At 66.0% G+C, this 12,757-nt stretch carries 10 protein-coding genes; 7 read left to right on the top strand and 3 right to left on the bottom strand.

Annotated elements, in window-relative coordinates:
* Window positions 1-78: 78 nt before the first annotated feature.
* The 5 genes from QRN53_RS05260 (at window position 79) to holA (ending at window position 7,929) form a co-directional block, all read left to right on the top strand.
* Entirely contained in the window at window positions 79-1,068 is a 990-nt protein-coding gene (locus QRN53_RS05260; RefSeq protein ID WP_285242960.1) for a DegV family protein, read from the top strand.
* Window positions 1,069-1,116: 48 nt separating this feature from the next.
* Complete coding sequence (locus tag QRN53_RS05265) at window positions 1,117-2,016, top strand: ComEA family DNA-binding protein (RefSeq protein ID WP_285242961.1); 900 nt, start codon at window positions 1,117-1,119, stop codon at window positions 2,014-2,016.
* 241 nt (window positions 2,017-2,257) lie between these two features.
* Window positions 2,258-4,042, top strand: coding sequence for a ComEC/Rec2 family competence protein (locus QRN53_RS05270; RefSeq protein ID WP_285242962.1), 1,785 nt, complete (start codon window positions 2,258-2,260; stop codon window positions 4,040-4,042).
* Between the two features lie 502 nt (window positions 4,043-4,544).
* Window positions 4,545-6,725 (top strand): hypothetical protein, encoded by a 2,181-nt coding sequence (locus QRN53_RS05275; protein WP_285242963.1) that lies wholly within the window; start codon window positions 4,545-4,547, stop codon window positions 6,723-6,725.
* Window positions 6,726-6,912: 187 nt separating this feature from the next.
* The gene (gene holA, locus QRN53_RS05280; protein WP_285242964.1) at window positions 6,913-7,929 is read left to right on the top strand and encodes a DNA polymerase III subunit delta; all 1,017 of its coding nucleotides are present in this window, start codon (window positions 6,913-6,915) and stop codon (window positions 7,927-7,929) included.
* Between the two features lie 157 nt (window positions 7,930-8,086).
* Here the strand turns inward: holA and rpsT are convergent, their stop codons facing one another.
* Window positions 8,087-8,347 carry a 30S ribosomal protein S20 gene (gene rpsT / locus QRN53_RS05285; RefSeq protein WP_285242965.1) on the bottom strand — a complete coding sequence of 87 codons (261 nt, stop codon included), beginning with the start codon at window positions 8,345-8,347 and terminating at the stop codon, window positions 8,087-8,089.
* A 169-nt stretch (window positions 8,348-8,516) separates the two neighbouring features.
* On the bottom strand, window positions 8,517-9,008 hold the full coding sequence (locus QRN53_RS05290) for a type II toxin-antitoxin system PemK/MazF family toxin (protein ID WP_285242966.1): 492 nt from the start codon (window positions 9,006-9,008) through the stop codon (window positions 8,517-8,519).
* A 176-nt stretch (window positions 9,009-9,184) separates the two neighbouring features.
* Between QRN53_RS05290 and lepA the strand changes: the two genes are divergently transcribed.
* Both lepA and hemW read left to right on the top strand, forming a co-directional pair.
* Window positions 9,185-11,041, top strand: a complete 1,857-nt coding sequence (lepA, locus tag QRN53_RS05295) for a translation elongation factor 4 (RefSeq protein WP_285242967.1) — start codon at window positions 9,185-9,187, stop codon at window positions 11,039-11,041.
* A gap of 25 nt (window positions 11,042-11,066) precedes the next feature.
* Entirely contained in the window at window positions 11,067-12,296 is a 1,230-nt protein-coding gene (gene hemW, locus QRN53_RS05300; RefSeq protein WP_285242968.1) for a radical SAM family heme chaperone HemW, read from the top strand.
* Window positions 12,297-12,311: 15 nt separating this feature from the next.
* On the opposite strand, the gene QRN53_RS05305 is transcribed toward hemW, so the two are convergent.
* A complete protein-coding gene (locus QRN53_RS05305) occupies window positions 12,312-12,722 on the bottom strand; it encodes a DUF4870 domain-containing protein (protein ID WP_285242969.1) in 411 nt (136 codons plus the stop codon).
* Window positions 12,723-12,757 lie beyond the last annotated feature (35 nt).

Genomic DNA, 12,757 nt, shown 5'->3' on the forward strand with positions numbered 1-12,757 from the left:
CCCGCAGTAATCACCGGCCGCCGGATATTTTCCGGCGGCCGGTGCTGCTCGAGCCGGACACCGTATCCAGGAGGCCCCTTGCCCGAGAGTAATGCCGCCGCCTGGCCGTGGGTACGGTCCAGGCTCTCGGCCCTGAGGCCCTCTGCCCGTCCCGGGACCGCGCGCCCGGGCACCGCCGCCGCGGTCCGCACCGCCGTCGTCACAGACTCCGCCGCCGCCCTCCCGGCCAGCTATCTGGCCGGGCTGCGGCACGAAGGAATCCTTACCGTCGTGCCGATGCCCGTCATGGTGGGTGCGGAGATCTACGGCGAAGGCGAAGACGACATCCTGGAGACCATCGCCGTGGCCCTGGCTTCGGGGACGGCAGTTAAAACGTCGCGGCCGTCACCGGGCCAATTCGAGCAGGCCTACCGCGCAGCTGAACAACGCGGATTCGAGGCCGTGGTGTCAGTCCACATCTCCGGTGAACTCTCCGGTACCGCGGACGCCGCAAGGCTCGCTGCGGCGAGGGTCGGAATCCCTGTCGAGGTGGTGGACACGGAGACTGTCGGCATGGCCCAGGGCATGGCCGTCCAGGCTGCCGTCGCAGCAGCGGCAACCGGTGCAGACTGTGCCGTGGTTGCCGCAGCCGCCCACGACCAGGCAACCCGGACCAGGGTCTACTTCTACGTTCCGAGCCTGGAACAGTTGCGCCGTGGCGGCCGCATAGGCGCCGCAGCGTCGCTCGTGGGCACCATGCTTGCCATCAAACCCATTCTGGCGGTCGACGGCGGGAGGATCGTTCCGCTGGAAAGGGTGCGTTCGGCCGTACGTGCCGTTGCCCGACTGGAGGAAATCGTTGCGGCCGAGGCCGTGCCGCGCCCCGGTGAATCCGTGCGCCTGGCCGTGCACCACTTTGGGAACCAGTCGGAAGCCGACGGGCTGGCTGCCAGGCTGGCGGCTGCTTTGCCCGAATGCCCGCCCGCCCAGATCAGTTCCCTCCCCGCGGTCCTTGCGGCCCATGCCGGGCTCGGAGTGCTTGCCGTCATTGTTGGCAGGAGAACCGGCGGGGCGGACCTTTCCACATAGGAGCGTTGGTGGATGCCCTCCGAGGGCATGGCTTCCTAGGGTGGAACTATGTCACGCCGGGATGCTGGAGCAGGAGGTCAGCAGGCGCGGCATGCGAGGGACCGGCTCCAGTCGACGCTCGGCCGGGGACGCACCGGACTGCTGTTGGATGGTCCTGGCCCGGACGGCTTTGAGTACCGGGGGACTGGACAACCCGACGGGACCGGCACGGAGTCCGGTGCGGACAGCCGGAATGATGCGGTTGCGCGGCTCCGGTGGCGGGTTGGACTGCGTGTTGCAGCGCTGCTCACCGCGTTGGCGGTGGCTTCCGGAGCCTGGTTCTGGTGGCAGGCGGGTGCCAGCGCACCGGAAATCCTGCCACTGAACGGGGTGGGTACCTCCGGTGGCAGCCAGGTGGCCGCGGAGGATCCAGCCGGCGGGACGGCACGGGGCGGCCCGCAGCCGTCAGCCGAGTCCGGGCGGCCCCAAGGGGAGTCTGTGCCGGGCGGCCTGGTGGTGGTGCACGTGGCCGGGGCGGTGGGCAATCCCGGGATCATCCGTTTGCGGCAGGGCAGCCGCGTTGACGATGCCATCGCTGCCGCGGGCGGTCCGGCTCCCGACGCCGACGTTGACCGGCTCAATCTGGCACTTGTCCTTGAAGATGGACAGAAGATCCACGTCCCACGGGAAGGAGAGCCGCTGCCTTCCTCCTCAGGGGCAGGAAAACCTGATGAACCCGAAACCGCCGGTCAGGCCGCCAGGTCCGGCCAGCCAGGCGGGAAGATCAACCTCAACACCGCAAGCGTGGCGGAACTGGATACGCTGCCCAAGGTCGGCCCGGTGCTCGCCCAGCGGATCGTGGACTGGCGAAAGGACCATGGCCCCTTCAAAAATGTTGAGGAGCTGGACGCGGTGGATGGCGTCGGGCCCAAGATGCTTGAGTCCCTGCTCCCCCTGGTGACGGTCTGACATGGGGCCGCGTGCCGGAGGCGCCGGGCCAGGAACACCGGGGCAGGACCGCAAGGCCGGGAGCCTGCGGCCGAGCCCCTGGAGCAGGTTCGTGGACTCCGCCGTCCGGGGAGAAGCGGATGGGCAACCAGGACGTGCCCAGGGTGGGGCGCCGTCAGAAACCGCGGACCCGTCACGTACGCCCAGGCCCCGCCCACGTCAACGCCTGGTTCTCCAACGCCTGTGGATACGGTGCACGGACGTGGCGCGCAAGCACGTCACGGCGACGGCTGACGCCCAGTCGGCAGCAGATCCCGGTTCCACTGCGTCCCGGCGCCGCACAGATCTTCGTCTTGCCCTCCCTGCGCTCCTGGTGTGGGGAGGCGCCGTAGCCGGGATCTGGTTGCCACCCATGGCCCTGGCATTGCTGTGCGCCGCCCTGGCCGCAGCGGCGGCGGCCTTCATCTCCCGCGCCGCCGGTGGCGGCAGGCCTCGCAAGCGTGCCGCCGTCCGCGGCGGCCAGGCCCCTCCACGCCGGACTGCCCGGCAGCGGAGTTTCGTCGCGGCCGTCGGGGTCTCCCTGATGCTTGCTGCTGCCGCTGCTGCGCATTCGGCGGCAGGTTCCGGCCAGCGTTTCGATGGGCCGTTGGCTGAGGCGATCACGGCAGGAAGGTCGGTTGTTGCCGTCGTCGAGGTGGCCGGCAGCCCGCGTGCCGTGACCGGGCCCGGGGGAGCGGCAGAGCGGTGGTCGGTGCCGGTGGTGACCCTGGAAGTCTCCACGGGCGGGGTGCGAATCCGGACCCGGGCCCCGCTGGTGGTCATGGGCGGCCGGGACTGGGGCTCGGTGGTGCCGGGACAGACTCTTCGCGCGGCCGGCACGTTGCGTCCCGCCGAGCCGGGTCGCACGGAAGCCGGGAACTTGGCGGCCTCCACTGCTCCCGCGCGGTCCACGGCCGGTCCAGTCCTGCAGGCGACTGCACGGGAGCTTCGCAGCCGGTTCGTGTCGGCCGCGTCTTTCCTGGAACCGGACGCCCGCGGCCTCCTGCCGGGAATGGTCACCGGAGACACCAGTGCCCTTGATGAGGGATTGGGCAACGCCATGAAAGCGGTGGGTATGACCCATCTGACCGCGGTGAGCGGGGCAAACTGCAGCCTGGTCCTCGGGGCTTTGCTGGTGCTGTGCCGGTGGTTCCGTTTAGCCCGCGCCCCGGCTGCAGCGGTTGCCCTGGCAGGGCTGGCACTGTTCGTGGTGCTGGTGGGACCGGATGCCAGCGTCCTGCGCGCGGCGTTGATGGGCGCCATCGCCGTCGCGTCCCTCGCCGGGGGACGCTCAGGACGAGGGCTGAGCTTCCTCTGCCTGGCCGTCATGGGGCTCCTGCTGTCCGATCCCGCACTGGGAACCAGCTTCGGCTTCCTCCTGTCAGTGCTGGCCACGCTGGGAATCATCCTCCTCGGCCGGCGCATCATCGACTGGATTCCCGTGGTGGTGCCGCGGTGGCTGGCTGCCTCGGTTGCCGTGCCACTGTCCGCCCAGCTGCTGTGCGGACCGGTCATCGTCCTCCTGCAGCCGCAGTTCGCCACCTATGCCTTGCTGGCCAACGTTGCAGCTTCACCCCTGGTGGCGCCGGTAACCCTGCTGGGGACCGCGGCCGTGCCCCTGGTGGCCTTGCTGCCCTGGGCTGCCACGGCACTGATAGCCATAGCGGGGGTCTTCGGTTCAGGCGTTGCGGCGACGGCAAGGTTCGCGGCGCAGCTGCCGGGATCCGCCTTGCCGTGGCCGGAAGGAGTGCCGGGCCTTCTCTCAATGATGCTGCTGTCAGTCCTCACGTTCGCCGTGGTGTGGGCGGCCACCCGGCCACGGAACCTCCTCCGTCGGATCCAGGAGGCACACAGGCTGGCCGAAGCGTTGATCCAACTGCTCGAAACCCGGATTCATCGCCTCCGCCATGTGCACAGCTTGAAGCGCGGGCGAGGGCGCGGACGCGGGCGCGGGCACGGGCACGGCGGCCCCGTCTGCGGCGGCAAATACACCGGAAGCAATTCATAAAGCGGGCTTCGCAAAAGTACAACAAGCGTTCAGGCGATGTCCTGAAAGTGCGGGTGCCAAAGAAATCCACAGGGCACGGGATTCCCGCGTAATAATATTCAGTCTGTGGCACGATTGAGAAGCACAAGAACAATTGGGGGAATTTGTGACTGAACAGCAGTATCCGCAGACCGGGCCATCCGGGCAAACCACTGAGGCGCCTGGCTGGCCGCCTGCCGGCAATGCAGGGAACGCAGGCCATTCCGGGTCGGGCGCGGCCCCGGGCTCCAGTCTTCTGAAGTCTTTCGACTATAAAACATTGATTCCCGGGGCCCTGGTCGGCGCCATTTCATACGTGGTGATTCTTATCACCGCCTTTCTTTTCTTGATTCTGGCGTTGATCGGTATTAGCGCCAGCAATGGCGGCAATACCGAATTACCGTCGAATTCCATGCTTCCCAGCGGAAGTTCGATGCCGTCACCGTGGTCCCTGATAGGACAGCTGGCCGTCCAGCTTGTCGTCATGAGCCAGCTTGGCGCGCTCGGTTCGAGCATCGACGCAACCATTCCGTTCATGGGGAACGTGCACGGATCCGCTTCCGTCTTCGCGGTTCCATTGCTGCTGACGGCCGTCTCGATCGCAGCCCTGTACTTCGGCGGCCGGTACGCCGCCAAGCGGGCCGCAGCCCAAACAACGGCCGGAACCTGGATCGAGGCAGTAACAACGGGCCTGGTGTTCACTCTCCTGGTCAACATCCTCGGGGCGATCTTCGCCATTTCCATACCGGTGCCGAGCGTGAAAATCAGCCCGATCGGCGCGGTGACCTTCGGGTCATTCGTATTTGCGCTCGTGATCGGAACGCTCGCCACTTTCGCAGGGCGGGCATCAGTGCGCCCGCGCGCCACTACAGGGGCCGGTGTCCGTGCGGCGGTCCGCCGGGCGTTTGAGACTGTCGCGGTGCATTACGTCGTTTTTCTGGCCATCGCCATCCCGGTGGTTGTGATTGCCCTGGGCATCAAGTCCGGGTGGCAGTCCACCCTCTCCTCGCCGCTGTGGGCACCCACGGCAGGCTTCTTCATGTTCGGCCTGGGCCACCTGGGTGCTCTCACCCGCAACTGGAACTTCGGCTCCTCGGCGAATTCCTCCGGCTCCGACATCATCTTCGGCTTTGGACGCGCCTTGGACCAGTACGGCATCCCTGGCTGGGCCGGATGGTTGCTGCTTCTCCTGGCGCTGATCTCAATCGTGGCGGCCTCGGTCTTCTGGTACCTGCGCCGGGGACCCATGGTGACCAACAAGATCACTGACTGGGCAGCGCTCCCTGCTGCATTCCTCGTTGCCGGGACGCTGGTGACGTGGCTGAGCAGCGTGACCGGCACCTTTGACGCCGGGTCACTGGCGTCGGGTGCCGGCAGCATGACGCTGGCCTGGTTCACCCCGTTCTTCCTGATGCTCTGGGGAGGGGCCACAGAAGCATCAGCGCGTTATCTCGCGCCTCAGCTGAGCCGTTACGTTCCCCTGGCCTGGGCCTACACGATTGCTCCTGCCGGATCGGCAGCAGCTGCACGGGCTGGTACCGCACCGGCTGTTACTGCCCCTGCTGCGGGTGCTGCTGCGGCTCCAACCAGTTATGCAGCTCCGGGAGCCCATCCTGCGCTGGCACCTCGTGCGCCGATGTCCGCCAGCGCGAAGCGCAAGCTTGGACTCATCCTGGGCTCCGCCGGTCTCGTGGTCGTCCTGGTGGTCGGTGGAGTCATCGCACTGAACGTCATCAAGGGCAATAACGGTCCTGACAAGGCCGTGGGCAGCTACCTCCAGGCACTTCAGAACGGCGAAGCTTCCAAGGCGATGGCACTGGCCGATCCCGGCCTGGCCAACGACCAACGGATCCTGCTGTCCGATCAGGTCTACGCCAAGGCTGCCAAGCGCATCGACGGCTTCGACATTGTGTCCACCAAGGTCTCCGATGACACCGCCACGGTGGTGGCTGAGGTACACCAGGACGGCCGTAAGCAGCAGGCGACGTACAGCCTTCGCAAGTCGAACCCTGAACTCCTGGACGATCACTGGAAGATGGAGTCGACACCTCTTCAGAGCGTCCGCATCACGACGGACACCGCGGTGAAGAAGATCGTAATCAACGGTCAAGAGCTCGACGTCGACCTTGCCGGCAGCTCTTTGGGTTCATCCGGCCTCAGCTACCCTGCGTTGCCCGGCGAATACACCGTTGAACTGCCCTCCTCGGAAAAATATCTAACCGCTCAGAAGTCCACGGCGCTGGTCACGATCGGGGACGCCCAGGCACCGGCGACCGCCCGCCTCAAAGTGGACGCCTCTGACGCCCTGAAGTCCGAAGCCTTGGCACAGATCGACGCCTATCTTGCCGAGTGCGTGAAGTCCACCGAGGCAGAGCCGGCCAATTGCCCGCTCAACACCTACGCTTCCTCGCGCTACTCGCGGAACTTCCACTGGACGCTCACCACGAAACCCACGTTCACCATGAGCAAGGACCCGTACGGTTCGTCTCCCTGGCGCATCACTACGCAGACTCCCGGGAAAGCCACCGTCACCTACGAAAAGGACAACTCGTACGGTTTCGGAACAGCTGACTGGAAGCCTGCAACGGACACCACCTCGGTTTCCATGAGTGCCAACGTCGACGTTGAGGACGGCAAGGTAAAGCTGACCTACAGCAGGTATTAGTGGGAAGAATGCGGCCTGCCGAGCCGTCCGCAGCGGTGTAGGCCAGTTACACCAGCGGCCCTGTCCGGGGTTCCCGGGGAGGGCCGCTGGTCGTTTCCGCCCGCCGCATAAGCACCGGCAGCTTGGTGCGCGGGCGCGGACATGGCAGGCTGGGATATTGCACTAAAACCTCCGGAAGGGACCTTCGATGGCCGCTGCGCAAAAACGCGAAACCCGCTCTCCGGCGTCGAACGTTGCCTCCTGGCGTGACGTAACCCCGGCCCAGATCGTCTTGGTCACCGGGCCGGAGGAATACTTGGGTATCAGGGCCATGGACAGGATCCGGTCGCTGGTCCGGGCGGCGGCGCCCGACGTCGAACTCAGCCGCATGAACGCCGCCGGCTATGAGCCGGGGGCCCTGACCATGCAGGTCAGCCCATCGTTGTTCGGCGAAAGCAAACTCATCGAGGTCGAGTCTGTGGAAGGCATGAACGAAGCCTTCCTGGCCGATGCGCTCGACTATCTGCAGCATCCCGAGCCGGATGCCGTCGTCGTACTTCGACACGCCGGCGGCGCCCGCGGCAAGAAGCTGCTCGACGCCGTCAAAAAAGGTGGCTGGCCGGTGGTTGACTGCCAGCCCTTGAAAAAAGACGCTGACAAGATCTCCTTCGTCTCCACTGAATTCAAAGCGGCGGGCCGCCGGATCAACCAGGACGCCGTCCAGGCCCTGGTTAACGCTGTGGGGGCAGACCTGTCAGAACTCGCCGCCGCCTGCAGCCAGCTGATTGCCGACGCCACCACTACCGTCACCTCCGAAACAGTGGACCGGTACTACGGCGGGCGCATCGAAGCCACCGCCTTCAAGGTGGCCGACGCCGCCATGGCGGGAAATGCGCCGCTGGCGCTGTCCACGCTGCGTCACGCCCTCGCTACGGGTGCGGATCCGGTTCCCCTGGTGGCCGCCCTCGCCGCAAAGCTGCGGACGGTGGCCCGGGTGGCGGGTGCGTCAGGATCGTCCGCGCAGATTGCGGCGGAACTCGGAATGCAGCCCTGGCTGGTTGAACAGGCCCAGCGGGACGTCCGACGCTGGACCCCTGAAGGCCTGGTGCGTTCCATCCAGGCGACGGCAGAGGCTGATGCGCAGGTCAAAGGCCTCTCACGGGACCCGGTCTACGCTGTGGAGCATGCCGTGACCGTAATCGCCATGTCGGTCCAGGGCAGGTAAGGCCGGCACACACACCTGACTGCCGGCGGGCGCAGCCGGCCGTACTGCTCCCGGAATGCACGTGTGCCCATCCCGGCGCCTGGGGGCGCACATTAAAAGCATGTGGCCGGTACCTTCCGGTACCGGCCACACCATCAGTTCGCGGGAACTGGAAACCTTAGAGTGCGTTGACCTTCTTGGAGATCGCCGACTTGCGGTTCGCTGCGTTGTTCTTGTGCAGAACACCCTTGCTGACAGCCTTGTCCAGCTTACGGCTGGCAGAGACGAGTGCAGTAGTAGCAGCTTCCTTATCAGCGGAGTCAACAGCGGTGTTGACGGCGCGGATGGCCGTCTTCAGCTCAGACTTGACTGCGTTGTTGCGCAGGCGTGCCTTCTCGTTGGTCAGGATGCGCTTCTTCTGGGACTTGATATTCGCCACGTGTGAACTCTCTTTGTAATGCGGAAATGGTCTAGAGGGCTTTCAGGCTGGCCTTGACTGAGCGGCGTGGGGATACCTATGGCGGCCAACCATCAGTGACCGTCGACCTGCACGGACACACAGCTATAAAGAATAGCAGGTCAGGCCCGGGACTGGCCATTTCCGGCGGCTAGGTCCAGCCGTGGCGCCGCCGCAGCCCGGTTGCGACTTTCTCGAAACGCGCCTTGTCCAGGACGGCACCCTCGCGTCGGACACTGTCCGGCCTGATGCGCAGGATCCGGTCCAGCCTGACCTCGCTTGCCCTGCCCTGCCGGTCCCAGGCGCCGGAGCCAAGGTCCACGTAAAGGTCGGAGGCTGAGCCTGGCGCCACCCTGTCCCGGCTGGTCATCATCAGGCCCAGGAGATACTTCCCGTGACGTCCCACCAGCAGCACGGGCCTGTCTTTACCCCTGCTGTAGTCCTCCTCGTAGGGGACCCAGGTCCACACCACCTCGCCGGGGTCCGGGTCGCCGTCAGGCCGGGGTGCGTACCGGACGGTGGACCGGCCGGTGAAGTCGCCCGGATATGCGGAACCGGGCGCAGCCTCGGTGGGGCGCTTGAATTGCAGCAGGCGCAGGCCGCGGCGGACGGCGTGAGCCACGGAGCGGAGATCGATAGCCATCCAGAAACCCTATAGCGGTGCGGGGCCGGCAAAGTGCCTCCCCTGTGGCGCGGCAGGATGCGGTGCCGCGGCCCGGGACGTGGGACACTGGAAGTTCAAGATGTGCGGCCACACCGCCCGGCTCCTTTGGGGTGCCTGCGGTTGGCTGCGAACAATGCCAACAGTAAGGACCCTGCGTGTCTCCCATGGCCCGCACCGCACCGGTGCCCGCCGCGACAGATCCGGCAATTATTCGGAACTTTTGCATCATCGCGCACATTGACCACGGCAAGTCCACGCTGGCTGACCGGATGCTGCAGTCCACCGGGGTTGTCCAGGCGCGCGACATGAAGGCCCAGTACCTGGACCGGATGGACATCGAGCGTGAGCGCGGCATCACCATCAAGTCCCAGGCCGTGCGTATGCCGTGGGAAGTGGATGGCGTCAGCTACGCCCTGAACATGATCGACACGCCGGGCCACGTGGACTTCACCTACGAGGTGTCCAGGTCCCTGGCCGCCTGCGAGGGCGCGATCCTCCTGGTCGACGCAGCACAAGGCATCGAGGCGCAGACGCTTGCCAACCTCTACCTGGCCATGGAGAACAACCTCACCATCATCCCAGTGCTGAACAAGATCGACCTTCCGGCAGCCCAGCCGGAGAAATACGCTGCGGAACTGGCCAACCTCATCGGTGGCGATCCGGAAGATGTCCTGCGGGTGTCCGGGAAGACCGGCGCCGGCGTCGAGGCGCTGCTGGACAAGATTGTTCGTGACCTGCCCGCCCCGAAGGGCGACCCCGACGCACCGGCCCGTGCCATGATCTTCGACTCTGTCTATGACACCTACCGCGGCGTGGTCACCTATGTCCGCGTCGTGGACGGCATGCTGCACCCCCGTGAACGCATCCAGATGATGTCCACCAGGGCCTCGCACGAGCTGCTGGAAATAGGGGTCAGCTCCCCGGAACCCACGCCGTCAAAGGGCCTCGGCGTCGGTGAAGTGGGTTACCTCATCACCGGCGTGAAGGATGTGCGCCAGTCAAAGGTGGGCGACACGGTCACCAACCTGGCCAAGCCGGCCGCAACGTCGCTGCCCGGCTACGCCGATGCCAAGCCCATGGTGTTCTCCGGCCTGTATCCGCTGGACGGGGCCGACTACCCGGTACTGCGTGACGCCCTCGAAAAGCTCATGCTCAACGACGCCGCCCTGGTGTATGAACCGGAAACCTCCGCTGCCCTTGGCTTCGGTTTCCGCGTGGGGTTCCTGGGCCTCCTTCACCTTGAGATCACCCGCGAACGCCTGGAACGTGAATACAACCTCGCGCTCATCTCCACCGCACCCAACGTCGAGTACGAGGTCACGCTGGAGGACAAGAAGGTGGTCCAGGTGACCAACCCCAGCGAGTATCCCACCGGCAAGGTCGCCGAGGTGCGTGAACCCATGGTGTCCGCCACCATCCTGGCTCCCAACGAATTCGTCGGTGCCATCATGGAACTCTGCCAGGCCCGCCGCGGCGTCCTGGGGGGCATGGACTACCTGTCCGAGGACCGGGTGGAGATCCGGTACCGGCTCCCGCTGGCCGAAATCGTGTTCGACTTCTTCGACATCCTGAAGTCCAAGACGCGCGGCTACGGGTCCCTGGACTGGAAGGCCGACGGCGAACAGGCAGCCGACTTGGTCAAGGTGGACATCATGCTCCAGGGCGAACAGGTGGACGCGTTCAGCGCCATCACGCACAAGGACAAGGCCTACGCCTACGGCGTGATGATGACCGGCAAGCTGCGCGAACTCATCCCGCGGCAGCAATTCGAGGTGCCTATCCAGGCGGCCATCGGCTCCAGGATCATCGCCCGCGAAAGCATCCGCGCCATCCGGAAGGACGTGCTGGCAAAGTGCTACGGCGGCGACATCTCGCGTAAGCGCAAGTTGCTGGAGAAGCAAAAAGAGGGCAAGAAGCGCATGAAGATGGTGGGCACCGTGGAGGTACCGCAGGAAGCGTTCATCGCCGCCCTCACAACGGACGAATCAAAGGACAAGGCCAAGAAGAAGTGACCACAGCGCAGCGGGGGATCCGCTGATGCCCAGCGTTCTTCCCCTTGGCGACCCGGCGCCGTCGGACGGTTTACTGCCTGCGCAGGCGGCAGACGGTGCGGCGGCCCGGGCTTTCGGCCTGTACGTACACATCCCGTTCTGCGCTGTCCGCTGCGGGTATTGCGACTTCAACACCTACACGGCTACGGAACTCGGCGGTGGCGCATCCCAGGACGCCTACGCGGGCACCGCGGTCTCGGAAGTGGTGCTGGCCGCGCAGGTACTGCAGCGTTCCGGCGTCCCGGCGCGCAAGCTCAGCACCGTTTTCTTCGGTGGCGGCACGCCGACGCTCCTGCCTGCCGCCGACCTCGCCATGATCCTCCGTGCCTCCATTGACCAGTGGGGGATCGAGGCGGGTGCGGAGGTCACCACCGAGGCCAATCCCGACTCGGTCACGCCCGAATCCCTCGCCATCCTCAAGGAAGCCGGTTTCACCCGGATATCGTTCGGCATGCAATCCGCCGTCCCGCATGTGTTGAAGGTCCTTGACCGCACGCACACCCCGAGCCGCGTTCCGCAGGTGGTCCAGTGGGCGCGGGAGGCAGGGCTTGCCGTCAGCCTGGACCTGATCTACGGCACGCCCGGCGAATCCCTGGCGGACTGGCGGTATTCCCTCGAAACGGCGTTGTCCTACGAACCGGACCACATCAGCGCCTACGCGCTGATCGTCGAGGACGGTACCAAGCTCGCCGCGCAGATGCGCCGCGGCGAGGTCCCGGGAATCGACGACGACGATCACGCCGACAAGTACGAGCTCGCCGACGAGCTGATCACCGAAGCCGGGCTTGGCTGGTATGAGGTCAGCAACTGGGCGCGGACCCCGGAGCAGGCCTGCCGGCACAACCTGGCCTACTGGCGGGGCGATGACTGGTGGGGGATCGGCCCCGGGGCGCATTCCCATGTGGGCGGTGTGCGCTGGTGGAACGTCAAGCACCCCGCCGCGTACGCCAACCGGCTGTCGCAGGGCCACTCTCCGGCCGCGGGCCGGGAAACCCTGGATTCGGATACCAGGAGGCTGGAACGGGTGATGCTGGAGGCGCGCCTGCAGTCCGGGCTTGAAGTCTCGACGCTCAGCGCCTTGGGGCGCCATGAAGTGGCGGGCCTGATCGCGGACGGCCTGGTGGAACCGGCGGCGGCATTCCACGGACGGCTGGTCCTTACGCTGAAGGGCCGGCTCCTGGCGGACGCGGTGGTTCGCAGGATCCTCCCCGACTAACCGCTGCGGGTGTGGCTACTTGATCCAGCGCAGGTTGTACGGGTAGCGGTGCGGCTGTCCACGGTTGACGTGGATCCCTGCGGCCACAGAGAAGCAGGTCAGCGCGACCCAGATCAGCGTAGCGATGACGGCGAAGATGTTGCCCACATAGGGGATGAACACCAGGATGTTGGCCAGGACTGCGGCGATAGTGGGCGGGAGGCTGAAATTCAGCGCTTCCTTCGATTCCTGCGCGGTGAACGGTCCCCGGTCCCGGAAGATCAGGTAGATCAGCAGGGATGGAACGCACCCCAGGATCCCGCCGAAGTGGGCCAGCGTGGCCCATTGGCGGTCTTCGCTGGCCGTGAGCGGCAGCGCATTGGCGGGGACGCCATGGTACTCGGAACGGCCTTGGCCATCCCTGTGATCACGTGCGTTTTCTGCCACAGTCTGTTTTCCTTCGGGGGTGCAAGTGGTGCGGA

The sequence above is a fragment of the Pseudarthrobacter sp. fls2-241-R2A-127 genome (assembly GCF_030209355.1).
GTDB lineage: Bacteria > Actinomycetota > Actinomycetes > Actinomycetales > Micrococcaceae > Arthrobacter.